Source organism: Shimia sp. R11_0 (assembly GCF_017744035.1).
Taxonomy (GTDB): Bacteria; Pseudomonadota; Alphaproteobacteria; order Rhodobacterales; family Rhodobacteraceae; genus Shimia; species Shimia marina.
Genome location: NZ_JAGHQY010000011.1, coordinates 31,675 through 57,740, shown reverse-complemented (window position 1 = coordinate 57,740; position 26,066 = coordinate 31,675). Strand labels below are relative to the sequence as shown.

The 26,066-nt window shown below is 59.1% G+C and carries 26 protein-coding genes; 22 read left to right on the top strand and 4 right to left on the bottom strand.

The annotated features are described in order from the left end of the window. Positions 1-14: 14 nt before the first annotated feature. Positions 15-980 (bottom strand): 4-hydroxybenzoate octaprenyltransferase, encoded by a 966-nt coding sequence (gene ubiA / locus J7382_RS18290; RefSeq protein WP_247745111.1) that lies wholly within the window; start codon positions 978-980, stop codon positions 15-17. Between the two features lie 12 nt (positions 981-992). On the opposite strand from ubiA, the gene J7382_RS18285 reads away from it, so the two are divergent. From J7382_RS18285 to J7382_RS18265, 5 genes are all read left to right on the top strand, one after another. After that, positions 993-1,718, top strand: coding sequence for a 16S rRNA (uracil(1498)-N(3))-methyltransferase (locus J7382_RS18285; RefSeq protein ID WP_209070421.1), 726 nt, complete (start codon positions 993-995; stop codon positions 1,716-1,718). A gap of 43 nt (positions 1,719-1,761) precedes the next feature. Then, positions 1,762-2,703 (top strand): phosphotransferase, encoded by a 942-nt coding sequence (locus tag J7382_RS18280; protein WP_209070420.1) that lies wholly within the window; start codon positions 1,762-1,764, stop codon positions 2,701-2,703. A 15-nt stretch (positions 2,704-2,718) separates the two neighbouring features. Beyond that, a complete protein-coding gene (locus J7382_RS18275) occupies positions 2,719-3,567 on the top strand; it encodes a GNAT family N-acetyltransferase (protein ID WP_247745110.1) in 849 nt (282 codons plus the stop codon). Beyond that, positions 3,564-4,088, top strand: coding sequence for a hypothetical protein (locus tag J7382_RS18270; protein WP_209070419.1), 525 nt, complete (start codon positions 3,564-3,566; stop codon positions 4,086-4,088). The genes J7382_RS18275 and J7382_RS18270 overlap by 4 nt, the downstream gene beginning before the upstream one ends. Positions 4,089-4,151: 63 nt before the next feature. Then, positions 4,152-5,522 carry a glutamate--cysteine ligase gene (locus tag J7382_RS18265; RefSeq protein ID WP_209070418.1) on the top strand — a complete coding sequence of 457 codons (1,371 nt, stop codon included), beginning with the start codon at positions 4,152-4,154 and terminating at the stop codon, positions 5,520-5,522. A gap of 34 nt (positions 5,523-5,556) precedes the next feature. Here the strand turns inward: J7382_RS18265 and J7382_RS18260 are convergent, their stop codons facing one another. Together J7382_RS18260 and J7382_RS18255 are read right to left on the bottom strand one after the other, a co-directional pair. Continuing rightward, positions 5,557-5,997 (bottom strand): hypothetical protein, encoded by a 441-nt coding sequence (locus tag J7382_RS18260; RefSeq protein WP_209070417.1) that lies wholly within the window; start codon positions 5,995-5,997, stop codon positions 5,557-5,559. Between the two features lie 130 nt (positions 5,998-6,127). Next, complete coding sequence (locus tag J7382_RS18255; RefSeq protein ID WP_058239807.1) at positions 6,128-6,592, bottom strand: hypothetical protein; 465 nt, start codon at positions 6,590-6,592, stop codon at positions 6,128-6,130. Between the two features lie 587 nt (positions 6,593-7,179). Here J7382_RS18255 and uxaC point away from each other — a divergent pair. The 6 genes from uxaC (at position 7,180) to dctP (ending at position 13,488) form a co-directional block, all read left to right on the top strand. Beyond that, positions 7,180-8,595, top strand: coding sequence for a glucuronate isomerase (gene uxaC / locus J7382_RS18250; protein ID WP_209070416.1), 1,416 nt, complete (start codon positions 7,180-7,182; stop codon positions 8,593-8,595). A gap of 63 nt (positions 8,596-8,658) precedes the next feature. Next, positions 8,659-9,249 carry a hypothetical protein gene (locus tag J7382_RS18245; RefSeq protein WP_209070415.1) on the top strand — a complete coding sequence of 197 codons (591 nt, stop codon included), beginning with the start codon at positions 8,659-8,661 and terminating at the stop codon, positions 9,247-9,249. A 177-nt stretch (positions 9,250-9,426) separates the two neighbouring features. After that, positions 9,427-10,200 carry a DeoR/GlpR family DNA-binding transcription regulator gene (locus tag J7382_RS18240; RefSeq protein ID WP_209070414.1) on the top strand — a complete coding sequence of 258 codons (774 nt, stop codon included), beginning with the start codon at positions 9,427-9,429 and terminating at the stop codon, positions 10,198-10,200. Positions 10,201-10,310: 110 nt separating this feature from the next. Continuing rightward, on the top strand, positions 10,311-10,898 hold the full coding sequence (locus J7382_RS18235) for a TRAP transporter small permease subunit (protein WP_209070413.1): 588 nt from the start codon (positions 10,311-10,313) through the stop codon (positions 10,896-10,898). Beyond that, a complete protein-coding gene (locus tag J7382_RS18230) occupies positions 10,898-12,394 on the top strand; it encodes a TRAP transporter large permease (protein ID WP_209070412.1) in 1,497 nt (498 codons plus the stop codon). The genes J7382_RS18235 and J7382_RS18230 overlap by 1 nt, the downstream gene beginning before the upstream one ends. 35 nt (positions 12,395-12,429) lie before the next feature. Then, positions 12,430-13,488 carry a TRAP transporter substrate-binding protein DctP gene (gene dctP / locus J7382_RS18225; RefSeq protein WP_209070411.1) on the top strand — a complete coding sequence of 353 codons (1,059 nt, stop codon included), beginning with the start codon at positions 12,430-12,432 and terminating at the stop codon, positions 13,486-13,488. 55 nt (positions 13,489-13,543) lie between these two features. On the opposite strand, the gene J7382_RS18220 is transcribed toward dctP, so the two are convergent. Further along, positions 13,544-14,017 carry a tetratricopeptide repeat protein gene (locus J7382_RS18220; RefSeq protein ID WP_209070410.1) on the bottom strand — a complete coding sequence of 158 codons (474 nt, stop codon included), beginning with the start codon at positions 14,015-14,017 and terminating at the stop codon, positions 13,544-13,546. Between the two features lie 72 nt (positions 14,018-14,089). Here J7382_RS18220 and J7382_RS18215 point away from each other — a divergent pair, with 72 nt between their 5' ends. The 11 genes from J7382_RS18215 to J7382_RS18165 all read left to right on the top strand — a co-directional run bounded on the left by J7382_RS18215 (position 14,090) and on the right by J7382_RS18165 (position 25,950). Further along, positions 14,090-15,337 carry a cytochrome c peroxidase gene (locus tag J7382_RS18215; protein WP_247745109.1) on the top strand — a complete coding sequence of 416 codons (1,248 nt, stop codon included), beginning with the start codon at positions 14,090-14,092 and terminating at the stop codon, positions 15,335-15,337. Then, entirely contained in the window at positions 15,334-16,221 is an 888-nt protein-coding gene (locus J7382_RS18210; protein WP_209070409.1) for a PfkB family carbohydrate kinase, read from the top strand. The genes J7382_RS18215 and J7382_RS18210 overlap by 4 nt, the downstream gene beginning before the upstream one ends. Beyond that, a complete protein-coding gene (locus tag J7382_RS18205) occupies positions 16,218-17,246 on the top strand; it encodes a tagatose 1,6-diphosphate aldolase (RefSeq protein WP_209070408.1) in 1,029 nt (342 codons plus the stop codon). Before J7382_RS18210 ends, J7382_RS18205 begins: the two co-directional genes overlap by 4 nt. Positions 17,247-17,258: 12 nt before the next feature. Next, positions 17,259-18,641, top strand: coding sequence for a hypothetical protein (locus tag J7382_RS18200; protein ID WP_209070407.1), 1,383 nt, complete (start codon positions 17,259-17,261; stop codon positions 18,639-18,641). A 1-nt stretch (position 18,642) separates the two neighbouring features. Beyond that, on the top strand, positions 18,643-19,728 hold the full coding sequence (locus J7382_RS18195) for a Gfo/Idh/MocA family oxidoreductase (protein ID WP_209070406.1): 1,086 nt from the start codon (positions 18,643-18,645) through the stop codon (positions 19,726-19,728). Then, a complete protein-coding gene (locus J7382_RS18190) occupies positions 19,725-20,723 on the top strand; it encodes an aldose epimerase family protein (protein WP_348540051.1) in 999 nt (332 codons plus the stop codon). Before J7382_RS18195 ends, J7382_RS18190 begins: the two co-directional genes overlap by 4 nt. Then, positions 20,720-22,168, top strand: coding sequence for an NAD-dependent succinate-semialdehyde dehydrogenase (locus tag J7382_RS18185; protein WP_209070405.1), 1,449 nt, complete (start codon positions 20,720-20,722; stop codon positions 22,166-22,168). Before J7382_RS18190 ends, J7382_RS18185 begins: the two co-directional genes overlap by 4 nt. Before the next feature lie 35 nt (positions 22,169-22,203). Next, positions 22,204-23,121, top strand: a complete 918-nt coding sequence (locus tag J7382_RS18180) for a hydroxyacid dehydrogenase (RefSeq protein WP_209070404.1) — start codon at positions 22,204-22,206, stop codon at positions 23,119-23,121. Between the two features lie 20 nt (positions 23,122-23,141). Continuing rightward, positions 23,142-23,648 (top strand): sulfopyruvate decarboxylase subunit alpha, encoded by a 507-nt coding sequence (gene comD, locus J7382_RS18175; protein WP_247745108.1) that lies wholly within the window; start codon positions 23,142-23,144, stop codon positions 23,646-23,648. After that, positions 23,645-24,199 carry a sulfopyruvate decarboxylase subunit beta gene (gene comE / locus J7382_RS18170; protein ID WP_209070403.1) on the top strand — a complete coding sequence of 185 codons (555 nt, stop codon included), beginning with the start codon at positions 23,645-23,647 and terminating at the stop codon, positions 24,197-24,199. Before comD ends, comE begins: the two co-directional genes overlap by 4 nt. A gap of 170 nt (positions 24,200-24,369) precedes the next feature. Further along, positions 24,370-25,950, top strand: a complete 1,581-nt coding sequence (locus J7382_RS18165) for an ABC transporter substrate-binding protein (protein ID WP_209070402.1) — start codon at positions 24,370-24,372, stop codon at positions 25,948-25,950. Positions 25,951-26,066 lie beyond the last annotated feature (116 nt).

The window sequence follows — 26,066 nt, the reverse complement described above, 5'->3', positions numbered from 1 at the left end:
AGCCCGCCTTGCAATCACAGGAAAAAGGCGCCGGCGAAAAACAGCAGAGGAATAAGGCCCGTGTCACGGTTGGCGCGGAACAGGCGCAGCAGGCTGGCGGTGTCGTTTGTGTCGAGCTGGCGGAGTTGCCATTGCATATGCCAGCCCATGGCAAGCGGCCCCATGAGCGCGACGGCCATGGAGGCGGGGCTGCGGGTGATGGTGACCATCAGCACGGCGAGACCGAAGAGCATGATGGTGAGCATCAGAAAGCCCTGTAGCCATTGGGCAGAGGCGTCGCCAAACAGCCGCGCGGTGGATTTTACGCCGATCAGCGCGTCATCTTCGGTGTCCTGATGGGCGTAGATGGTGTCATAAAACAAGGTCCAGGCGATGCCTGCCCCATAGAGGATCACGGCGGGGGTGGTAAGACTGCCGGTGTGGGCGGTCCATGCCAAGAGAGCGCCCCAGTTGAAGGCGAGGCCGAGGAAGACCTGGGGCCACCAGGTGAAGCGTTTGGCAAAGGGGTAGATCGCCACGGGGATCAGGGAGGCCAGACCCAGCAGGATTGCGGCAGAATTGAAGCTCAGCAGGATGGCGGCAGAGACGGCGGTTTGCAGCGCCATCCACAGCAGGGCTCGCTTTGGGGTGACTTGGCCTGAGGGCAGGGGGCGGGAGCGGGTGCGCGCCACCTGTGCGTCGATCTTGCGGTCGGTGAAGTCATTCCACGTACAACCTGCGCCGCGCATTAGGAAGGCCCCCAAGGCGCAGCCCACTGCGATCCAGAGATCGGAAAGACGGGCCTGCCCATCACTCAGCATCGCCAGGGCCAGACCCATCCAGCACGGCAGCAGCAGGAGCCATGTGCCAATGGGGCGATCCGCGCGGGACAGGCGCAGATAGGGGCGGGACCACGCGGGGGCGCGGTGATCGACCCAATTGCCTGTAACAGCGTCAGAAACCTGACCCTTTGGTTCTTCCTTTGCGGGCGTGTCGGCCATATGTAGGTTCCCATGAAACAGGCAAAAGTCAGATTGTATGTAGAGCAGGGCTTGGGGGAAGGGCAAACCATTCCTCTGACCAAAGAGCAGGCGCATTATCTTTTTGGGGTGATGCGGATGGCGGTGGATGATCCGGTGCTGCTGTTTAATGGGCGCGACGGGGAGTGGCGCTGTGTGGTGACGGTGGCCAATAAGCGCAACGGGGAATTGATGTGCGAGGCGCAGACGAAGCCGTTGCAGATGCCTCCGGACCTGTGGCTGTGCTTTGCGCCAATCAAAAAGGCGCGTACGGATTTTATCGTCGAAAAAGCCGCCGAAATGGGGGCTGCGCGGATTGTGCCGGTGAACACGGATTTCACCAATAGCGAGCGCATCCGGCAGGATCGTTTGCAGGCCCATGCGGTGGAAGCGGCAGAGCAATGCGGTGGCACCTATGTGCCCGAGGTGGCCGAGCTGACCAAGCTGGAACGGCTCTTGGCCGATTGGCCTGACGGGCGGCAGTTGATGTTTTGTGATGAGGCTGAGGTGGGCAGTGCAAAGCGCCTCGCGGCCTCAGAAGGCGGGCCATGGGCCATTCTGATTGGGCCGGAAGGCGGTTTTAGTGAGGCGGAACGGGCGAAGCTCAAGGTGCTGCCCTTTGCCCATGTGGTGAGCCTTGGGCCGCGCATTTTGCGGGCGGATACAGCGGCGGTGGCGGCGATGACGCTGTGGCAGCAGGCGCTTGGAGATTGGCAGTGACGTCTGCAAAACTGTGCCAGACTAAGGGGGCAGAAGCCTCCCGATGAGCGCGCGATCCCTGCACATGGCCTTGGAACTGGCGGAAGCCGGTGCGCGGGTGCAGGCGCAGCTTGACGATGCCTTGGGGCCGGGGCGGTCCTCTGTGGAGGCGGTGATCAAACAGGATGCACGTGCCTTGGTGGCGCGTGGTGTTTTTGAGGGCGCGCCGGTCTTTTTCAAACAAATGCGGGGTGCGCAGTCGGTGCGGGATGCGAAGCGGGCCGCCGCAGAGCTGCGCTTTCTTCAAGCGCATCTCGCAGAGGGGCCACATCGTGTGATGCCGTTGCGCGCCGCGCTGGAGGCACCTGCGATCCTGATCACTGGCGCGGTGCCGGGCCGTTCCGTGGCGGATGTTTTGCAAGAGACGTCTGATGATCGTGAGCGCGCCACACTTTTGGGGCAGGCATCGGAGTGGCTTGGGGCCGTGGCGGCCCTGCGGCCGGGGCAGCAGGAACTGCAAGCGGCGCAGCGCTTGGCAAAACTCAAGCCGCCTGTGACCAAGGCAACTCCCGACGTACGGCAGGCCTTGCAGGCCCTGCATCAGGATTTGTGCAAAATGGTCGAGGACATGGGGCCGCAACCCGTAGGACATGGGCCAGCGCATGCGGATTTTACGCAGAAAAACCTGATCTGGGATGGGGCCCAGCTCTGGGGCATTGATATTCAGGGCGCGCACCCGGCCCCCCTGTTGCACATGCTGGCGCGGTTTTCTCTGGGACAGAATGTGTGGCGCAGGCCACAGGATCTGGCGGCATTGCATCCGGCGCGGTTTTCGGCTGGCGCAGATTTTGCACAGGTGTTTCGCTTTGCCTTGGGCTGGGAGATGTACCGCCGTTACAGTGGGCGGGCCTATGCCAAACAGACTGCGTTGGTTTGCGATGACATTGCATTTTTCCTGTCGGGGTGGATGCCCTCGGCAGCGGTGGCCAGCAAAGCCGCGACATAGCAAAGGGTGAGGCACATGGTGTGGCGCGAGGTGACAGAGAGTGATTTGACCTGGATGGAGGATTTCCTGCGGGACCACATGCAGAGTTCGATGTTTTTTCTCAGTAACCTGCGGGAGTATGGCCTGCAGGGGGCAGAGGATCGTGCCATGCGTATCTGGGCGCTTGAGGATGGGCGCAAAGGGCTTTTTGCGCTGTCCAATGGCGGTATGATCCTGATGCAGGCGCCGGAGGCGTCTGAGGCCGACTGGCGCGCGGCTGCAGAGCTATGCAAGGAGCGTGCGTTGATTGGCTGCCTTGGGGAAGGCGCTCAGGTGGCGGCATTTATGCCGCTGGCCGGCTTGGATCAGCGGAAGATGTCTCTCAATGAGCGGGAGCCGGGCTATCGTTTGGATCTGGGTCAGATGCGGGTGCCCGATTGCAGCGGTTTCACGCTGGCCCCGCTGGATGCGCAATATCGGGATTTGGCCATCGCGTGGCGCAGTGTCTATCATGGCGAGGTGCTCGGCACCCCGGCAGAGGCATGCAAAGAGGCTGCAACACGTGACATTGACGGATGTCTGGAAAGAGACAGCCATCGCATGCTGCTTAAAGACGGTGTGGCCGTGAGCATGACCGGGTTCAACGCCACATTGCCGGATACTGTGCAGATTGGTGGTGTCTATACGCCACCTGAGCTGCGCGGGCAGGGTCTGGCGCGGCGGGCTGTTGCGCTGCATTTGATTGAGGCGCGCGCCAACGGCGTGGCGCAGGCCATTCTGTTTGCCGCCAATGAGGCCGCGGCGCGGGCTTATGAAGCGATTGGATTTGAACGCAACGGGACTTTTTCCCTGATGCTGTTTCATCCAGAAGAGGAGACGGCATGAGTTTTATCCGACCAGAAGCCCGCGCGGCGGCGGTGCAGTGGCGTGAAGCGTTGATTGGGGCGGCTGTTTTGCTGCTTGGTCTTTGGGGGGCGAGCGGCTTTGGCCTTGTGAAGTGGCTGGGCGTGGCCTTGGTGGCGCTGGGGGCTGTGCTGATTGTCAGCGGTGTGCAACGCGGGCGGTTTCGCACCGGAAGTGGCGGCCCCGGCGTGGTGCAGGTGGATGAGGGGCAGGTGGCCTATTTTGGTCCGCTCAATGGCGGCAGCGTGGCGGTGCGTAGTCTCAGTCGCGTGGTTTTGGATGGGCGCAGCCGCCCCGCCGTCTGGGCGCTTTACCAGCCGGGGCAGGCACCGCTTCACATTCCCGTCAATGCCGCAGGGGCGGAGGCACTGTTTGATGCCTTTGCCAGCCTAGATGGCATGCGCACGGAACATATGTTGCAACAACTTAAGGCTGTGTCGGATCAACCGGTTGTGATCTGGACAAAAGGGGATCGCGACAGTCAGGGGCGCAGGCTGCATTGACACCGCTGTGAAATCAGATCACCACTGATTTTCAAAATTGTCTTCAGGAGCAGAGCAAACGCTATGTCCATTCCTCAGTCCGGTGGTGGCCCGATCGAACATCACGATCAGTTGGCCGAATATCTCAGCTCTGGTTGCAAGCCCAAAGAAGACTGGCGCATTGGCACGGAGCACGAGAAGTTCGGCTATTGCAAAGACAGCCTGAAGCCCCTGCCATATGAGGGCGAGCGCTCTATTCTGGCGGTGCTGGAAGGGCTGCGCGATGGCCATGGCTGGACCCCTCTGGAAGAGGGTGGCAAGCTGATCGGTCTGGAAAAAGACGGGGCCAATGTGAGCCTTGAGCCCGGGGGGCAGCTGGAACTGTCTGGCGCGCCGCTGGAGAACATTCACCAGACTTGTGACGAGGTGAATCAGCACCTCAAGGATGTGAAAGACATCGCCGACAAGATCGGCGTGGGCTTCATTGGGTTGGGATCGGCCCCGATCTGGAGCCATGACGAGATGCCGGTGATGCCCAAAGGGCGTTACAAGCTGATGACCGATTACATGGACCGCGTGGGCACCATGGGTAAGGTCATGATGTACCGGACATGTACGGTGCAGGTGAACCTCGACTTTTCAAGCGAAGCCGACATGGTGCAGAAGCTGCGCGTGGCGCTGGCGTTGCAGCCGGTGGCCAATGCGCTGTTTGCCAATTCACCGTTTCTGGATGGCAAGCCCAATGGCGTGAAATCGACCCGTGGGCTGGTGTGGCGCAATCTGGATGAAGACCGCACCGGCATGTTGCCCTTCGTGTTTGACGAGGGCTTTGGCTTTGAGCGCTGGGTGCAATATGCGTTGGATGTGCCGATGTACTTTGTCTACCGCGACGGGAAATATATCGATGCGCTGGGCATGAGCTTCCGTGATTTCCTCAAGGGCGAACTGCCTGCCCTACCCGGTGAAATGCCCACCCTGAGCGATTGGGCGGATCATCTGACCACGGCCTTCCCGGAGGCGCGGATCAAGAAATTCATGGAGATGCGTGGGGCCGATGGTGGCCCGTGGCGGCGTCTCTGTGCGCTGCCGGCCTTCTGGGTTGGCCTGATGTATGATCAGTCTTCGCTCGATGCGGCCTGGGATCTGGTCAAGGGCTGGGATGCGGAGACCCGTGAGGCGTTGCGTGTGGCCGCCAGTGAACAGGCGCTTCAGGCGCAGGTCGGCAAGATCAACATGCATGAGTTGGCGCGCGAAGTGCTGGCGATTTCTGAAGCCGGTCTGAAGGCGCGCGGCATGGCCGGGGCCGGTGGGCTGGTGCCGGATGAGACCCATTTCCTCAACGCGCTGAAAGAAAGTGTGGAGAGTGGACAAGTGCCTGCGGATGAGCTGTTGGCACGGTATCATGGCGATTGGGACGGCGATCTGACCAAGATCTACGGGGCTTATAGTTACTGATCCAGAGGGTCACCGATTGAGATGAGGCCAAGATCTAAATCAGATAGGCCTCATCGCGACACTCTGGTGGAAAGCTGGCGAGGCTTTCGGCGGGCAAATCCAAATGAGCGAGCGCTTCTGGAAAGCCGGTGACGATGTCGATGGTGACGAGATCGTCTTCCAGCATGGTGAGCGCCTGAAACATTTTGGCCAGATGCCCGGTGAGTGTATCTTTGCAGACGATACAGATATGTACCTGTTCGCCGCGAATGCGATAACGCTCGTGGGTCAGCGCGGCAAATGTGCGCATCTCCCGGAAGCCGATGTCGGCGTCTGTCACATCCTGAAGATTCACAACCTGCGGCATGCCGGGCTTGTATAGTGGATCAGAGTGCATGCATTCTGACGAACCGGAAAGATCCGCCATTGTGATCGCACCGGTGAACCGTCGATAGGCCACGCCGGTCGGTTTCAGTATGGACGTGTGAATCGGCATTCAAATTCCAAAACATGAATTTTTCAAAATCAAATTGGACTGGTTGGTTCAATAAAACAACAAAGATTTCAGTCGGATGATCTAAATGGTGTCCAAAAGGTCAATTATCTAGCGCCCGTGCCGACGCGTGTTAGGTGTCGTCTTGAGTGCGCTGGTCGATGAGGTGGGCTTCTGTCAGGCAGCCCTCAGGGAGAAGAGGCAGCAGATCTGCGGGCAAGTCCAGAAGTGCGAAGACTTCAGGGTAACCTGCGAGTACATGAACATGACCAGACTCTCCACTGAGGTCGATGAAGGTTTGGTACATCTCGATCGCATCTAAAACTGGGTTCTTGGACAAGATCATGATGTGTTCAGTCGCACCACCACGGGCGTTGTTATAGGCCTGCACATCCAATGCGAAGGTTTTCATTTCGTCAAAGCCGATGTCCACCGCGGTTATGTCCAAGTGGTCTTCGACTTCATTCATGCTGGGACGGTAGTCCGGGTGTGCGTGCGCCTTTGCAACGGCCTGTCTGATTTCTGCCATTGTGATCTTGCCGGAATAACGGCGCAGCACCAGCGAAAGCTCTGGAAGAATATGCGTTGAGATTGGCATGATCAGGCTCCCTGAAGTGCTGTGTAAGACGTCGGCGGGGGAGTAAAGGTGTTTGGAACTGAATTCAATTTGGTACGATCTAAGAATGGGGCGTCAGTGATACGATGAAATTCTTAACAAGGTGCAATTGTGCTTTTGTTTGTGCATTTGCGATCAATCATCGCCTCTTATGTGGGCGTTAGGCAAAGTTTTTTTCGCCCAAGGCCGCTTTTTTATCGACCGGTGCGTTGGCAAAATATGCGACGTACATGGGGTGGTCATGCAACCCATCGATGTGGGCTTTCGCGTTTGTCGGAGTTTTAGGCCTTATTTAAAGCGTGCTGGGAAGAGGTGGCGGGGGCGGGTTTTCACATGGAAATCTTGGGCGCACGCGGAGCGTGTTTCTTCTTTGAATAAAGTGGTTATCTGACGTGAGCGTCAAAGGTTCTGACGTGGCACGGCTGCCTGCGCGTTAGCAGATCATCAATCAATCTATGTGCATTTAAAGCAATGAGTTTGGAAGAAACGTGACTGTGTCCTCTGGCATCGGCTGCGTTTCGTGGCGGGCGCCTGTGTGGTGACCGTCGCCAGAATGGAGAGTTTGAGTGATGACCCCCGCCTTCAGCAATTTGATCGGAACCGGCACGCCGATTTTGACGCTGTCAGATGCCGCACAGGACATTTATGACAGTGTGCGTGATCTGCCGATTGTGTCGCCGCATGGTCATTGTGATCCACGTTGGTTTGCTGAAAACACCCCTTTTGCGGATCCGGTGGAGGTCTTGATCCATCCCGATCAGGGCGTGTTGCGCATGCTTTACAGTCAAGGTGTCTCTCTGGAGGATTTGGGTGTTGGTGTGGCCGCGCATCAGAGAGAGGGGCGGGCGATATTCAGAACCTTTGCACGCCATTTTCATAAGTTCCGGGGCACGCCTACGGACCTTTGGATGGCGACCACATTGGCGCGGATTTTTGGGATCACGGCCCCTTTGAATGCGGATAACGCCGATGCGGTCTATGATAAGATCGATGCGGAGATCAAATCCACTCAGATGTACCCGCATGCATTGCTTGCGAGCTTCAACATTGAGGTTTTGGCGACGACGGACAGTGCGCTGGATGACTTGGCCCATCACAAGGCCGCGCGGAAGCATAAATTGCGTGGCAAGGTCGTGCCTACTTTTTGTCCCGATGCGGTGCTGGACCCACGCCGGGGGGATTTTAAAGCGAATGTGGTCAAACTGGCGGAGATCACCGATCAGGACACCTCTTCGTTTGAGGGGTATCTAGAAGCCCTGCGGGACCGCCGGGCCTATTTCATGGCATATGGGGCGACCGCAACGGTGCACAGCCTGCCGGAGCTTGGCACCTGTTACATGACGGAGCGACGCGCGGCGACGCTTTTTGCCAAAGCAATGGGCGGCAAGATTGCTCCAAAGGAGGCGCAGAGCCTCTATGGGCATATGCTCACGGAAATGGCGCAAATGTCGGCTGAGGATGGTCTGGTGATGCAGATCCATGCGGGCACGCGTGTGAATACCAATAAAGAAATGTTTGAGCGGTTTGGGCCCAACACCGGCGCGGATGTTCCGCAGTCTGTAAACTTTATTGACGGTCTGGATGCGTTGTTAAACCGTGTTGGGCATTCACGCGACATCAACATTGTTGTGTTCACACCGGATGCGTCAGCTTGTGAGCGTGAGCTGGCTCCGATGGCCGGGCATTGGCCGGCGCTGCGGCTGGGATCGCCGTGGCGGTTCCGTCATGGTGTTAATGGTATTGCCCGGTATCTGGACCATGTGGTGGAAAGCACTGGCTATTGGAACCTCGCCGGTTTCAACGATGACACGCGCGCTTTCATGTCCATTCCTGCACGCCACGATCTTTGGCGGCGGGGTGTCAGCCTGCATTTGGCGCAGCAGCGTCAACGGGGTGTTCTTGGGCGTGGTGATGTGGATGAGATCGCACAGATGCTGTGCCGGGATCTGGCCATTGATGCCTATAAATTTAGCTCCTTCGTGTGATGATCAACTGTTTAGCGGTGCGCCATCTGCACTAGGTGTGCGCCTTTCGGGAGCGTTGCGTAAGTGAGCCGCGCCGTAATGATCTATGGTGCTGAGAGCGCTCTGGGTCTTGCTCTGGCGCGTCGCTATGCGCGGCATATGGGGCCAGAGGACGCACTGGTGCTGATTGCGCCCTGTTCTAAAGCCTTTGAGGAAGCTGTCGCCGAGGTGGACACGCTTGCACGCTGTCGTCTGTTGCCAATGGCGCTTGATGGGAGTGCCGCTGTTTGGCGGGCAAAGCTGTGCGATGGGTTGATGCAGGCCTGGTTACTGCCATGTTGTCTGGTTGTACCTGTGACGGCAAGGGGAGAGGTGCTCGACGACGTGGTCGCGCTCGTGAAGCAGCTTCACCCGCCGCAGGTGGCTCTGGTCGGAGAGGGCTGTGCGGTGCGGCGTGTGGCGGCGGAACTGCGCAGGGATGTTACGACGGAGGCGGTGGACATCCATGCGCAAAGTGCTGAAGCCTGTGCGAAATCTAGCGCCGCCGAACTTCCAGCGCTGCTGCCATCCGTATCGCGGGGGAATGCACGTGGGGATTTGGCGGATGTGGTTGCAATGATGTCATCTCCGCTTGGTCGGCGGCTTTGGCGGCGCAATCTTGTGGCGCGCCGCTGAGCTGCATGGGCGTGGGCCACAGGTCAGGCGAACGACTTACCATATTAGATTGGCAAGTTGCGCTCCAATTGCTTTCATTTTGTGGATAAAACACGCGTTTCGTTTCTTGGATCTGATGAGGGTCTTGGCGTTTCTTTCGTTTCTAAGTATTAATCGAAAGAAATACGGGAGGGGGATATGAAGACACGTGCAAAGACGCGCGCCCGCCAGGATGAAATTCTCAAACTGTTGAAGCAGGCAGGCAGGGCGATGGTCGAGGATCTGGCAGAGCGGCTGGACACTACGCCGCAAACCATCCGCAAAGACCTCACGGCGCTGGCCGAAGACAATCAGATCATACGCTTTCATGGGGGCGCGACGCTGGCGGCGGGTACGGAATATGCGGGCTTTGATGTGCGCAAGGAGATCATGCGCGATGAGAAAGAGGCGATTGGGGCCACCATTGCTGCGCAGATCCCCAACCATGCCACTGTGATCCTGAATGGCGGCACAACCACGATGGCAGTTGCGCGTCATTTGGTCCATCATGTGGGGCTGAGTGTTTTGGTGGATTCCGTCAATGTGGCCAATGTTTTAAGGAGTTTCCCCGGCGTTCAGGTGGTGGTGCCGGCAGGCAGTGTGCGTGGGGCGGATGGGGCTATTTTAGGCTCTGTTGCTGTGGATTTTATTCGCCGGTTTCGCGCCGATATTGCCGTTGTGGGGGCGGCCGCTATGGGGCGGGACGGTGATCTTGTGGACTATGATCTGGAGGAAAGCGCGGTGAGTGCGGCCATTATGGCGAGTGCGCGCACGGTGATACTGGCGCTTGATAGTTCCAAGTTTGGTAGTTTTGCTCCGGTCTCTTTCGGGGCGCTACATGAGGTGACATTCTTGGTAACAGACGCACAGTTTGATCCCGCAATGAAGGCCTTGGCTGCGGACAGTGGTGTGGGCTTTCTCGCGGCGGGGTGAGTCAAAACCCTTGACGAAAGCATTCGGTTTGTGAGGTAATCGAAAAAAACGAAATCGCTTTTGATATTTTTGGCGACTTCACTGCGATATTCGGGGAGGATGTATCGCATATGATGGTGGTCTTACGGCCTTTGGCCTGGATGAACACGCATGTCCTGCGTTTGGGGAGGCGGCTGGGGGCGGTGGCGCTTGCGTTGATGGTGATTGTGATCCTGACGCAGGTGTTTTGTCGCTATGTGCTCAACAATGCGCTGGCCTGGCCGGATGAAGCGGCACGGTTCCTTATGCTCTGGCTGGTGGCTTTTATGGCGCCCTCCGCGATGCGCTGGGGCGGGTTTGTGGCGATTGACACGCTGCCCAATATGTTGAGCCGGGTGCCGGGGTTGGTTTTGCATCTGGTGTTGTTGTGTTGCGCACTTATGGTGCTGCTGATCGCGCTTCAACATGGCTATGCCCACACATTTGGCTTTGGTGGGAGATTTGACAGCTCCAGCCTGCGGGTGCCGCTGGAATGGTTCGGGGGCGAGGGATTCAAGATCAAGCTGCGCTATATGTATGGGGCGCTGCTGTTTTGTGTGGCCATGCTGTTTGTCGTGACCGTGGAGCTGATCCTGCGCACGTTTATGACGCTGATCAGCCCGGCGACAGAGCTTCCTGATACCGATGAATTTGCCGTAGCCATGGGGGCGGGGGACTGATGCTGGCGTTTTTCCTTCCGCTTTTCCTGATCTTCCTGATGATTGGCCTGCCGGTGTTTTTTGCACTGCTGCTGTCACCCGGTCTGCTGCTGTGGCTCAACGGGCAGGAGCGAGACATCGCGCTGCTTTATCGTAATGTTTACAATGGGATGGATAGCTTTCCGTTGATGGCGCTGCCGTTCTTTGTTCTCGCGGGTGAGCTGATGAACCGGGGTGGGATCACCACGCGGCTGGTGGAGTTTTCCCAAGCGCTGATGGGGCATCTGCGTGGCGGGCTGGCACATGTGAATATCCTCTCGTCGATCCTGTTTGCAGGGCTGTCCGGATCGGCTGTGGCGGACACCTCGGCGCTGGGGTCCACGCTTATTCCGGCGATGGAAAAGAACGGCTACTCGCGCAAATTTGCGGCGGCGATCACGGCGGCGAGCTCGGTGATCGGACCCATCATTCCGCCTTCGGGCATCATGATCATCTATGCCTATGTGATGGGGGAAAGCGTGGCCGCGCTGTTTTTGGCGGGGATCGTGCCGGGCGTGTTGGTGGGCGTGGGCCTGATGGTGATGGTTCGCCTGATGGCGGACAAATACGATTTGCCCAAAGCGGAGCGGATTGTGACCGAAGGCCAGAGTATCAGCAAGACCGAAGCCGGGTTCAGCTTTGTGTTGCTGCGGATCAACTTTGCTGGCCTGCTGTTTGGAATGTATGCAGCGATTGCCGCTATTTTGGCGGCAAACGGCGTGGATGTGGCGCTCAACGGTTGGCTGGTCTTTCTGGTGTTTTTGCCGATTGCCCATGTGATCCTGCTGCGCATTCGCAAAACGGTGAGCCCGGATTTCCGTATCATTTGCAAAAAGGCTGTGGTGCCGCTGCAGACGCCGATCATCATTCTGGGTGGCATTCTGGTGGGGGTGTTTACACCGACCGAAGCTTCGGCGGTGGCGGTAGGCTATGCCCTGATTGTGGGGCTGTTTATTCTACGCCTTCTGAAGTTGCGTGACTTGCCTGCGGTTCTGATGCGTGCAGGTCTGGCGAGTGCCACGGTGCTTTTGCTGGTGGGCGCGGCGGTCGCGTTCAAAACAGTGGTGTCTCTGAGCCATGCGCCGGAAACCATGGCGGGCTTCATCCTTGGCCTGTCAGAAAATCCACTTGTGCTGCTCTTTCTTATAAACGTGCTGCTGTTTGCGGTGGGCATGTTCCTGGATGCGGGGCCAGCGATCATCATTCTCGGCCCGATTCTGGGGCCAATCTTTGTCGATCTGGGTGTGCATCCGGTGCATTTCGCCATCATTATGAGCGTCAACCTGACTGTGGGGTTGGCGACGCCGCCAATGGGGCTTGTGCTGTTTGTGGCCAGTTCGGTTTCCGGGGAGCGGGTAGAGACGATTGCCAAGGCGATCCTACCGTTTCTCGCAGTGGAGGTCTTTGTGATCTTTCTCATCACCTATGTGCCTGCCATTTCCATGACAATACCAAGACTAACAGGATTTGTGCAGTGACATCAATCGCTTGAACGACATCAGGGAGGATAGACATGTTCAGCAAAACCTTTAAGGCAGTGGCGACAGCCGCGCTGGTCGCGAGCAGCGCAATCGCTGCGCAGGCGGCGGATTACACGATCCGAGCGACCGCAAACTCCAATGAAAATGACGAAGACTATGACGGCCTTGTGGTCTTCAAGAACTTTGTGGAAAGCGCCTCCAACGGGGCGATTGAGGTAGAACTGTTCATTGGCACGCAGCTGTGCGCGAAGGGGGCGGAATGTCTGCAGGGTGTGGCGGATGGCACGATTGATGTATATATCTCCACTTCCGGTGGCGCCTCGGGCATTTTCCCTTACGTGCAGGTGCTGGACTTGCCGTATCTGATGGCCAATGATCGTATTGCCGAAGCTGTTCTGGCGGGGGATTTTACTCGCAAAATGCGGGAGATGGCGCTCGCGGATTCAGGAGATGCCATCCGTTTGATGACCATCGGCAATACTGGTGGCTGGCGCAACTTTGCCAATACAAAACGTCGTGTGGCCTCCCCCTCTGACATGGAAGGTCTGAAGATCCGCACTGTGGTAGCGGATCTGCCGCAGGAGCTTGTGCGGGCACTTGGCGCTTCCCCAACGCCGATCCCATGGCCGGAGCTGTTTACATCTTTCCAGACCGGTGTGGTGGAAGGCTCCAAAAATGGCATCACCGACATCATGGGGATGAAATTCCCGGATGCGGGGCTGCAATATGTGACGCTGGATGGGCACGCCTACATGGGGGCGCTGTGGTGGATGAACAATGCCAAGTTCCAATCCATGCCAGAAGATATGCGTCGGGTGATTGTGGATGGGTTTGCGGCCTTGCAACAAGCCACTTTTGCCTCGCCCAAGCGCAAGTCGATCAAAGCCTATGAAGATTTTGTGGCCGGAGGCGGCGATCTCTATGTGCCGACACCTGCGGAAAAGGCGGCTTTCAAAGAGGCTGCAGCACCAGTTTATGACTGGTTCAAAGGCAATGTGAAGGGCGGTGCAGAGATTTTTGATGCGCTGACAGCGGCGGTGGCCGAGGCGGAAGCAGAGCTTGAAGCCGGAATGGCCAAGGATCTGAACTGATTCAGCGATCAACGTGATGAAAAAGGAAGGGGCCGCAAGGCCCTTTCCGTGAACATCACCGGAATGGGTAGAGCCAGGTCCGGTAGTCATCCACCAGAATATGGGCTTGTTGAATTTGCGCTTGCGTCATCTTTTTCACCACTTCCTCAAGGGAAATGGCCGCATCCGGATCGCCTCCGATTGCGGAAAGCGTGTACCACATGTAGGCGCGCACGAGATCGGGCGCGGGCAGGCCCCGGCCAACCTCGTAGTACCAGCCGATGCCGCTTTGTGCGCCCGCGTGGCCCTTGAGCGCGGCGCGCAGATACCACTCAAAGGCACGGGTGTCATCACGCTCTACACCCAGACCAAGCGCGTACATCACACCAATCAATTCTTCGGCTTCGGCATTGCCGCTGTTGGCGGCGGGCAGAAGCTCCTGCATCGCTTTGGTGTACTCTTTGGCATCCATGTAATCCCGGCCGGTTTCGATCTCGGCCAAAACGGGTGTCGTGCTGGCCAAAAGTGCAGCAAAAACAAAGCGTTTCATTCTCTCTCCCTCATCGTAGTTCTTGGCGCTCTCACGTGTGCGCCCGCGTATGGGAGCCCGCTTCCGCAGCCGTTGCAAGAGGATGATTTCATCCAGTTTGATCCGCGTCAGGCCAAGATCGGGCAGCTGCTGTTTTTCGATCCGATCCTGTCTGGCAACCGCAACATTGCCTGCGCCACCTGCCACCATCCGGAGCTTGGCTCTGGCGACGGGCTGAGCCTTGGGATTGGCGAGGGTGGCGACGGGCTTGGGCGGGAGCGCACGCCGGGCACAGGGGACAGCCGGATTGTGAAGCGCATCCCGCGCAATGCACCGGCGCTGTGGAATTTGGGGGCGAAAGAGATCGACATCCTGTTTCACGATGGCCGCCTGTCGGTGAGCGATATTTACGAGACCGGATTTGACAGCCCGGCGCAGGAATGGCTGCCGGATGGACTCAATTCGATCCTTGCGGCGCAGGCGCTGTTTCCGATGACCGCCGAGTTTGAGATGGCGGGCAATCCGAAGGAAAACCAGATCGCAGGGGCGGTCTATGACCGGATCGACAATGTCTGGCCGATTGTGGCCAAACGGGTGCGGATCATCCCAGAATATGCGGAGATGTTCATTGCCGCCTATGACGATGTAGATCAGCCTCTCGACATCAATATCACCCATATTGTCAACGCTTTGGCGGCCTTTGAGGGCACGGAGTTCAAGAGCTATGACAGCCCGTTTGATGCCTATCTGAACGGCTACGAAACGGCGCTGAATGCCGCACAAAAGGCCGGTATGGATCTGTTTTATGGCAAGGCGATGTGCAGCAGTTGTCATGCGGGGCCGCTGATGACCGATCAGAAGTTTCACGCGCTGATGCTGCCGCATTTTGGGCCCGGAAAAACGCGCCAATGGGATCCGATTGTGCGCGATGTTGGGCGCATGGGGGCGTCGGATCGGTTGGCGGATGCCTATCGCTTCCGCACGCCCGCGCTGCGCAATGTGGCGTTGACGGCGCCTTATGGGCACAACGGGGCCTACGACAGTCTTGAGGGTATGGTGCGCCATCACATGGACCCGCGTGGCGCCTTTGCGGCCTGGGAAAAGGACAATGCGGTGCTGCCCAAGGTGCCGTGGCTGGCGAAAGTGGATTTTCTGGCCTTTTCGGACACGCGGGAGCGGGCGCGCTTGGCCTCGCGCACCGACATTGAACGGATTGAGCTGGATGATGCAGAGGTGGCGCAGATCGTGGCGTTTCTGCATGCGCTGACGGGGACGGAGAGCCTCAAGGGGCGGCTTGGTGTGCCGGAGAGCGTGCCAAGCGGGCTGGAGGTGCCGAAATGAGCAGGATCCTGTGCGTCGGCGCGGCGGTGGTGGATTTTGTCTTTCACCTGCCAGCCTTGCCCCATCGGGCGGAGAAATACGGCACCGAAGAGGCGGATATCGTGGGCGGCGGCTGTGCCGCCAATGCGGCTGTGGCGATTGCGCGGATGGGCGGCGCGGCTGTGTTGGGCGCGCGGCTGGGGGAAGACAGCATCGGCGATATGATCGTGGCCGATCTGGCGCGCGAAGGCGTGGATGTCTCCCATGTGACGCGCACGGCGGGGGCGCAGAGTTCCTATTCCTCGGTGCTGATTGATGCGCAGGGCGAACGCCAGATTGTGAATTTTCGCGGGGCGGGGCTGGTGCTGAAAACCGACTGGTTTGACGGCCTGACCGATCTGGGTGCGGTGCTGACGGACACGCGGCGGGTGGATGCGGCGTTGGCGGCGTTGCAGCTGGCTCGTGCGCGCGGCATTCCCGGTATTCTGGACGGCGAAGCGCCGATTGATCCGGCGCTGATGGGGGCGGCGAGCCATGTGGCGCTTTCCATGCAGGGGCTGCGTGCGCTTTATCCAGAAGCCGCTATCGAAGACGCGCTTTTGCAGATCGCGGAGGACCACGGCTGTTGGGCTTGTGTGACCGACGGCGCGGATGGCGTTTGGTTTACTGAGGCGGATGTGGTGCGCCATGTGGCGGCTTTCCCGATCACGCCAATAGACACGCTGGGCGCGGGGGATGTGTGGCACGGGGTGTTTGCGCTGATGCTCGCAGAGGGCATGGATGAGGTCGAGGCCATCCAGCATGCAAACGGCGCGGCGGCCCTGAAATGTTTGACAAAAGGCGGGCGGACGGGCGCACCAAGCCGCGCTTTGCTCCATGATTTCCTGAAGGAGAAGACGGTATGATTTCCCTGACACCCGGCAAGCTGAGCGGGATGCGCCGCATGGCCGATGAGAACGGCATTTACAAGATGACCGCCGTGGATCAGCGCCCGCCGATCAAGGGCCCGATTGCGCAACATCTGGGGGTAGAGCAGGCTCCGTGGGAGGAGGTCGCAAAGTTCAAAGGCATGCTGGTGGAGACGCTTCAGGCGCATTCCACCGCGATGCTGCTCGACCCGCATTATGCCATTCCCTACAGCTTTGATGCGCTGTTGCCCCACAAGGGGCTGGTGGTCACGCTGGAGGACAGCCTGTTCAAAGAGACCCCCGGTGGGCGGCTCTCTGACAGCATCGACAACTGGTCGGTGGGCAAGATCAAGCGCATTGGTGGCGACGCGGTGAAGGTGCTGGCCTGGTATCGGCCAGATGCCTCAGACGCGGTCAATCAGGCACAGAAAGATTATGTGAAGCAGGTGGGCGAAGCCTGTGCGAAATATGACATTCCGTTTCTGTTTGAGCTGCTGGTTTATCCGCTGGCCGCAGACGCCCATCAGACCAAGGACTATGTGGAGATGAAGGGCAAGAAGGCCGATGACGTTCTGAAATCGGTCGAGGAATTTGCCAAGGCGGATTATGGCGTGGATGTGTTCAAGCTGGAAAGCCCGGTGAATGCGGCGGATGCGGATGGATCGGCCGAGGTGCAGGCGGTGTTTGACGAGATGGGTCGGCTTGCCGGGCGGCCCTGGGTGATGCTGTCGGCAGGGGCGGGCAAGGCGGAGTTCCGCAATGTGCTTGCTCATGCGTTTAAGGCAGGGGCGAGCGGCTTTCTGGCGGGCCGCGCGATCTGGCTTGATGCGTTTAACGCCTATCCGGATTGGGACGCGGTGCGCGCCGGGCTTGAGGGCGATGCGGTGGATTACATGAAAGACATCTCTGCTTTGGCGGATGCGCAGGCGGCCAATTGGGCGCAGCACAGCTGTTATGGCGCAGGCGGCGCGCGGCTGGCGGCAGAGGGTGCCAGCTTCCGCAACAGTTACGCAGATATCTGAGGGCTTAAGCGCATGAAACTCGGCATTCTTCCCTTGGGGCGTCCCACCTTTGACGTGCCCTTTGCAGAGGAAAACCTCACCGCGATGCTGGCGGCGTTGGAGGCAACCGGTCATGAGATCGTGGGCCCTCGGGGGCTGCTGTTTGATGAGGCGGCAACCAAAGCGGGCATTGCGGCACTGAAGGCTGCAGAGGTGGATCAGGTGATGATCCTGCAGGTGACCTTTACGGATGCGTCGATGACCGTGGCGATTGGCGCGGCCTTTGAACAGCCGCTGTCGATCTGGGCGATCCCGGAGCCTCGTGTGGGCGGGCGGCTGCGGCTGAACTCTTTCTGTGGTCTCAATCTGGCGAGCCATGCTTTGGGGCTGAATGGCCGCGCCTTTGGCTGGCTCTATGCCAGTCCGGCGGGCTATGTGGCGGCGGATCTGGCGGAAATGCTTGATGGTGCGCGACCCTCAGGCAAGCTGGCGCTGGGCGCGGTGCCGGAGGCGACGGACGTGGGGCGCGCGATTGCCAAAGCGGTGAACGGGCAGCGGATTGCGCGGATTGGCGAGCATCCGGCGGGGTTTGACACCTGTGCCTATGACAAGGCGGATATGAAGGCGCTGTCCGGTGTTGAGGTGTATGAACTGGCGCTGGAGGATCTGTTTGATCTGGCCCGCGCGGTGCCTGCCGAGGCCGCCGCCGAGGTGCGCAAACAGGCGGGTGCGGAGCTGTCGGGGCTGGATGAGGTGGACCCGGAAGAGCTGGACCGTTCACTGCGCCTGAAAGTGGGGCTGGATACGCTCAAGGAAAAAGGCGGCTACGGGGCCTTTGCCATTCGGTGTTGGCCGGAGACCTTCACTGAGTATGGCGGCGCGGTCTGTGGCCCGGTGTCGATGATGGGCGAGGCGCGGGTGCCCTGCGCCTGTGAGGCGGATGTATACGGCGCGCTCACGCAGATGGTTCTGGCGGCGGCGGCGGATGCGCCGGTGTTTCTGACCGATCTGGTGGATATGGACGCGGATGATGACACCGGCGTGATCTGGCATTGCGGGCAGGCCCCGATCTCGATGATCGAACCGGAGGCGCAGGCTGAGGCGACCATTCACACCAACCGCAAGCAGCCGCTGCTTTATCAGTTTCCCTTGAAGGCGGGGGAGGTCACCCTGATGCGGATCAGTCAGGCGCATGGGCGGCCCCATATGGTGTTGAGCCACGCTATGATGCTGAAACGGCCGATGACCTTTACCGGCACCTCCGGGGTCTTGCGCTTTGGGCGCGGGGCGGGTGATGTGCTGAGCGATATTATTGCCAGCGGATTGGAGCACCATATGGCGCTGGCCTACGGGGATCACCGCGCGGCGTTGCGCGGTGCGGCTGGCGCGATGGGTCTGCCGCTTTTGGAGATATAGAATGGCGATACGTTATGGTCTGATTGGCTCTGGCATGATGGGGCAGGAGCATATCCGCAACCTGACGCTCTTGGAGGGATGCGAGGTGACGGCGGTGAGTGATCCGGATGCGGGAATGCGCCAGCGCTCGGTGGAGACATCGGAGGGGCAGGCGCAGGCGTTTGCGGATTACAAGGAGATGCTTGGGTCGGGGCTGGTGGATGCGCTGTTGATTGCCGCGCCCAATGACACGCACCACGAAATCCTGCTGGATGTGCTTGATACGCCTTATCCGATTTTGGTGGAGAAGCCGCTGTGCACCACATCGGCGCATTGTTCCGAGGTGCTGGCCAAGGCAGAGGGGCGGAAGGCACCGGTTTGGGTGGCGATGGAGTATCGTTATATGCCCCCCGTTCAGCGCCTGCTGAAGGAATTGAACGATGGCACCCTGGGCACACCGCGCATGATGGCGATCCGCGAGCACCGCTTTCCGTTTTTGGAAAAGGTTGGTGACTGGAACCGGTTCAATGCGCGCACAGGGGGCACTTTGGTGGAGAAATGCTGCCATTTCTGGGATCTGATGCGGCTGACACTGCAGAGCGATCCGGTGCGGGTTTATGCCAGCGCTGGTGTGGATGTGAACCATCTGGATGAGGCGTATGACGGGCGCACGCCGGATATTCTGGACAATGCTTTTGTCACCGTTGAGTTTGCCAATGGCGCGCGCGGGATGCTGGATCTGTGCATGTTTGCAGAAGGCTCTTACTGGCAGGAGACTATTGCCGTGACCGGCGAAAAGGCGCGGGTGGAGGCCAAAGTGCCGGGGCCGGCGCGCTTCACCCATGATGGCAAAGAACGCCGCAGCGAGGTGGAGATCAGCCATCGGGCTAGCAAAGAGGTGGTGCGCGAAGAGATCGAGGTGGACGAAGCGGTGCTGCAGGCGGGCGATCACCATGGCTCCACCTATTTTCAGCACGCGCGCTTCCGCGATCTGGTGCAGAGCGGGCAAGGTGACCCCGAAGTGAGCCTTGAGGATGGGCTCTGGTCGGTGCGCGTGGGCGAAGCAGCCGAAGAAAGCGCGCGCAGCGGGCAGGCGGTGACCCTGTGAGTGAGATTTGGGGCCATATGCCGGATGGCAGCGCGGTGCATAGGATCACACTCACGGGTGGCGGGCTGACTGCCCATCTGCTGACCTATGGCGCGGTGTTGCAGGATCTGCGGCTGGCGGGGCATGACGCGCCTTTGGTGTTGGGCTTTCCTGAATTTGCGCCCTATCTGACCCATTCGCCTTATTTTGGGGCCACGGCGGGGCGGTTTGCCAATCGCATTCGGGACGGGCATTTGGAGATTGATGGGCAGTCCTATCAGCTGGATCGCAATTTCATAGGGAAGCACACGCTGCACGGTGGGGCGGACAGCATGGGCAAGTGTCTGTGGGAGATCGCGGAGGAGGCAGCAGACAGCGCCACGTTGCAGATCACGCTGCCGGATGGGCATATGGGCTTTCCCGGTACATTGACGGCGCGGGTGACATTTACGTTGTTGGAAGGTGGCGTGTTAGACATTCATATGGAGGCGGAGACGGATCAGACCACACTCTGTAGTCTGGCACATCACAGCTATTTCACGCTTGATGATGCGGAGACGATTTCAGACCACCGTCTGCAAATTGCTGCGGAGGCCTATTTGCCTGTGGATGCGGAGTTGATCCCCACAGGGGAACAGGCTGATGTTGGCGCGACGCGATTTGATTTTCGCAAGGCAGCCCCTGTGGCACAGGCCCATCCGGTGGACCACAACTTCTGTCTGTCAGCACAACGGCAGGCTTTGCGCGCTGTGGCCGTGTTGAAATCCGCGGCATCGGGGGTCACCATGCGCTGTCTCACCACCGAGCCGGGCTTGCAGGTTTATGATGGGGAAAATATCAACATCGCACAGCCCGGTTTGGACGGGCGCGTGATGGGGGCCTATGCGGGGCTCGCCATGGAGCCTCAGGTCTGGCCGGATGCCCATCACCACGAAGATTTTCCGCAGGCCGTTTTGCGGCCCGCAGAGCGCTATCACCAACAAACACAATTTGTCTTTTCGAAAGGGCAGAGATGAGCAACTTCAACGGATATCTGCTGGAAGCCAACCTGATTGGCGGTCAGTGGGTGGGGGCCGACAGCGGCGCGACAACCGAGATCACCAACCCGGCCACCGGTGCCGTTCTGGGCACGGTGCCCGAAGTGGGCGGCGCAGAGACAGAGCGCGCCATCGCCGCAGCAGGTGCGGCCTTCAAGAGCTGGTCCAAGACCAATCTGATGGAGCGCGTGGGGCTGCTGCACAAGCTGCATGACGCCTTGATGGACAATCAGGAAGACCTCGCGCAACTGTTGACCGCCGAGCAGGGCAAGCCGCTGTTTGAGGCGCGCGGCGAGATCGCGATTGGCGCGGCCTATGTGCGTTGGTTTGCCGAGGAAATCCGACGCACCAAAGGCGAAATCATTCCGGCTCCAAGCAATGACAAGCGCCTGCTGGTGACCCACCATCCGGTGGGCGTGGTTGGCATGATCACCCCGTGGAACTTCCCAAGCTCCATGCTGGCGCGCAAGATTGCACCGGCGCTGGCGGCGGGCTGTACCGTGGTGGCCAAACCTGCGCCACAGACGCCTTATAGCGGTCTGGCCTGGGGCAAGCTGTGTCAGGATGTGGGCTTCCCGGATGGGGTGGTGAACATCGTCACCGGGGATGCGCCTGCGATTGGCGGCGCGATCATGAGCAACAAAGAGGTGCGCAAAGTGACCTTCACCGGCTCCACCGGCGTGGGCAAACTGTTGCTGCGTCAGGCGGCGGATCAGGTGAAGAAGGTCTCTATGGAGCTGGGCGGCAACGCGCCGTTCATCGTGTTTGACGATGCGGATCTGGATGCCGCCGTGGAAGGCGCGATGATCGCAAAGTTCCGCAACATGGGGCAGACCTGTGTCTGTACCAACCGCTTCTATGTGCAGGCGGGCATTCACGATGCTTTTGTGGCCAAGCTGAAAGAGGCGATTGCCGCGATGAAGGTGGGGGATGGCACCGAGGATGGCGTCGTGCAGGGGCCGCTGATTGATGAAAACGCGGTGAAGAAGGTTGAGGGCATGATTGCCGACGCCAAGGCCAAAGGCGGCGAGATCGTGCTGGGCGGCGGACGCCATGCGCTGGGCCAGACCTTCTTTGAGCCAACCCTGATCACCGGCGCGACATCTGAGATGTCTTTCTCAACCGATGAGATCTTTGGCCCGCTGGCGGCGATATACAAGTTTGAGGAAGAGGAGGATGCCGTGGTGGCGGCCAATGCCACCGATTACGGCCTCGCGGCCTATGCCTACACTAAAGATCTCGCCCGTGCGTTCCGCATGAATGAGACGCTGGAATACGGCATGGTTGGGGTGAACTCCGGTTTGATCACCACCGTGGAAGCCCCCTTTGGTGGCGTGAAAGAAAGCGGCATGGGCAAAGAAGGCGGCAGCCAGGGTTTGGATGATTATCTGATCACCAAATACACCTGCGTGGCTGGTCTGTAAGCCGATCAAAGGCGGATCAAAGAAGGAGACCTGTGATGATTTTGATCACAGAGTTCATGGATGAAACGGCGGTTGGGCGGCTCAAAGCGGCCCACGCCACCACCTATGCGCCTGAGCTGGCTGATGCGCAGGAGGATATTCCTGCGCAGATGGCCGGGGTGCAGGCGCTGATCGTGCGCAACCGCACGCAGGTCACCGCTGCGTTGCTCGATGCGTCGCCAGATTTGAAATGCGTCGGGCGCTTGGGTGTGGGGCTCGACAATATTGACGTTGTGGCCTGTGAGGCGCGGGGCGTGGAGGTCATGCCTGCGCTTGGTGCCAACACGCTGTCGGTGGCGGAATATGTGGTGACCAATGCGCTGGTGCTGTTGCGGGATGCCTATCACGCGAAACATGCGATGCTGGCGGGCGACTGGCCACGCGCGCAGTGTTCAGGCCGTGAGGCGGGCGGGCGTGTGTTAGGCCTCTTGGGGTTTGGTGCCAATGCGCAGGAAACCGGCCGATTGGCGCGGGCGATGGGGATGACGCTGATCGCTTATGATCCGTTTTTGCCTGCGGACCACCCGGCCTGGCAGAGTGCCGAGCGTGGAGAAATTGCGGATGTGCTGGCCAAGGCGGATGTGGTGAGCCTGCATGTGCCGTTGACGGATCAGACGCGCCATATGATGAATGCCGGAGCCTTTGCGCAGATGAAACCGGGCGCGGTGGTGATTAATGCGGCGCGGGGCGGCGTTTTGGATGAGGTGGCTTTGGTAGCGGCCCTGAAGGCGGGCCAGATTGGCGGCGCGGCATTGGATGTCTTTGAGACGGAGCCTCTGACCAAAGAGGCAGCAGAGAAATTTAAAGGGGTCGGCAATCTGATCCTGACCCCGCATATCGCGGGGGTCACGCAGGATAGCAATGTCCGGGTGAGTGAGATGATTGCCGATTTGGTGCTGAAACGATTGGGGTAAGCTTGGCTTAGGGAGGAACAATGGCCACAGAAATGGATCATCAGATCGTCCGAGATCTGAAGGTAGCGGGGATCGACTATGTCACCTCGGTGCCCTGCAAACAACTCGCCGGGGTGCTTGAGGTGCTCGATGATGAGGCAAGTATCCTGCATATGCCGTCCAACAAAGAAGATGAGGGCATGGGGCTTTGCGCCGGGGCCTATATGGGCGGTATGCGGCCTTGTATTGTGATGCAGAACACCGCGCTGGGCGTGGTGGTGAACACGCTGGCAACACTCATTCAGTTCTATCAGATCCCGCTGCCGATGCTGATTTCTTATCGCGGCGAAGTGGGCGAGCCGGTGGCCTGTCAGGTGGAGATGGCGCTGCACACCAAGGCGATCCTGAACCAGCTGCACATCCCGACCTATCACTTTCACAAGCCGGAGGATGCCGCCGAGCTGCCCGGCATTCTGGAATATGCGCAGATGGCCTCTAAGCCGGTCGCCATTTTGTGTGACGCTTCTTTCTGGAGGGCTTCTGCATGATCCGTAATGACGTATTTCAGACGCTGAAACCGATCATCCGCGAGCATCTTGTGGTTTGTAACATCGGTGCGCCGAGCCAAGAGTTACATGCGATGGATGATCAGCCGTCCAATTTCTACATGTTGGGCACCATGGGGCTGGCGTCTTCGATTGGTCTGGGGCTGGCCGCGGCGCAGGATAAACCGGTGATCGCGATTGACGGGGATGGTTCTGTGCTCACCAATATGGGCACGTTGGCCACCATCGGGAACAATGCGCAGGGCAACTTCACGCTTCTGATCATCGACAATGGCTCTTATGGCTCGACCGGGGATCAGCCGACCTATGCGGGGATGAAAACCGATCTGGCGGCCGTGGCGCGGGCCTGTGGCGCGGAAAACGTGCAGACCGTTTCTGCGCAAGACACAGCCGCAGCGGTCAAGGCCGCGATTGAAACTGATGAGATGACGATCATCGTGTCCAAATGTGAGAGTGGTAATGTGAAGGTGCCGGTGATCAAGACCAATCCGATTGTGATCCGGGAACGCTTTATGGAGGAAGTGCGGCGGTAAGATTATCCTTTAGGGGGATTTTCTCAAAAGGGTGCCGGCAGCGGTGCCCTTTTTTTACTTGTTAAGTACCTGTGAGGGGTGTGGAGGCGGCAAAAGGCCGACGAGAGGCTTGCCAATCGCGGCTAGCGGGTCAATCATCACCGCACCAACTTTATCAGGGAGTGAAAGTGATGAAGTTCAAAACAATGATGCTGGCCACCGTTGCCGTTGCGGCGATGCCGATGCTGGCACAAGCAGAAACCCTGCGCTGGGCCCGTGCCGGGGATGCGCTGACGCTGGACCCACATGCGCAAAACGAAGGGCCGACCTCGGCTCTTGCGCACCAGATCATGGAAACGCTGGTGATGCGAGACCATTCCGGGGCCATGGTGCCCTCACTGGCCACCGAATGGGGCCCCTCTGCGGACAATCCCAATGTTTGGGTGTTCAAGCTGCGTGAAGGTGTGACCTTCCATGACGGCGCAAGTTTTGACAGCGAAGATGTCAAATTCTCGCTTGATCGCGCGATGACCGAAGACTCGGATTACAAAGAGTTGCTGGCCTCTGTGAAGGAAGTGCGCGCCACCGATGCCTACACGATCGAGATTGAGACCAACGGTCCCAACCCGATCATGGCCAACAACCTGACCAATATGTTCATCATGGACAAGGACTGGGCAGAGGCCAACAACGCCACCAAGGTGCAGGACTTTGAAGGCGGCGAAGACACCTTTGCAGCCAAGAACGCCAATGGCACCGGCCCTTATAAGCTGGTCAGCCGCGAGCCGGACGTGAAGACCGTTCTGACGATCAACGAGACCTACTGGGGCAAAGATGAATTCCCACTTCAGGTGACCGAGATCATCTACACCCCGATCCAGAACGCAGCGACCCGTGTGGCGGCGCTTCTGTCCGGTGAGGTGGACTTTATTCAGGACGTGCCAGTGCAGGATCTGGGCCGTGTGGACAGCACCGCTGGTCTGGACGTGCGCACAGCCCCACAGAACCGCGTAATCTTCTTCGGGATGAACCAGGCGGCAGAAGACATTGCCAATGATGATGTGGACGGTGTGAACCCCATGTCTGACGTGCGCGTGCGCAAGGCGATGTCCATGGCGATTGATCGCAACGCGATCATGAAGGTTGTGATGCGCGGCCAATCCGCCCCTGCGGGCATGATCGCGCCGCCGTTTGTGAACGGCTGGAACACAGAGATGGACAGCTCTTCCAAGACAGACATTGAGGCGGCCAAAGCTTTGATGGCGGAAGCGGGCTATGCGGATGGCTTTGGCATCACGCTGAACTGCCCGAATGACCGCTATGTCAACGACGAGAAGATCTGTCAGGCGGCTGTGGGTATGCTCGCAAAAATTGGCGTGAAGGTGAACCTGGACGCGAAGCCCAAGGCACAGCACTTCCCGCTGCTGAGCAATCTGGAAACAGATTTCTACATGCTGGGCTGGGGTGTTCCGACCTATGACTCCGAATATATCTTCAACTTCCTCGCCCACTCCAAAGGCGAGAAGTATGGCTCCTGGAACGCGACCCGCTTTGCGGATGCGGATCTGGATGCGAAAATCGAAGCGCTGGCCGGGGAAACTGATCTGGAGAAGCGCAACGGCATGATCAATGAGATCTGGCAGGTCGTGCAGGATCAGCAGCTTTACATCCCGATCCACCATCAGGTGCTGAACTGGGGCATGAAGACCAATGTGGGTACCATTGTGGAGCCTGAGGATTCGCCAAAGTTCAAGTATTTCACCATGAACTAAGATCTCAGACGGCCCTTTGCCGCTCTTCAACCCCCGTAGCCTGATCGCTACGGGGGTTTTTCTTTGCGGGGTTTGGCTCTGAAGGGGGGCGCAAAAAGGCCACAATCTGTGCCGGA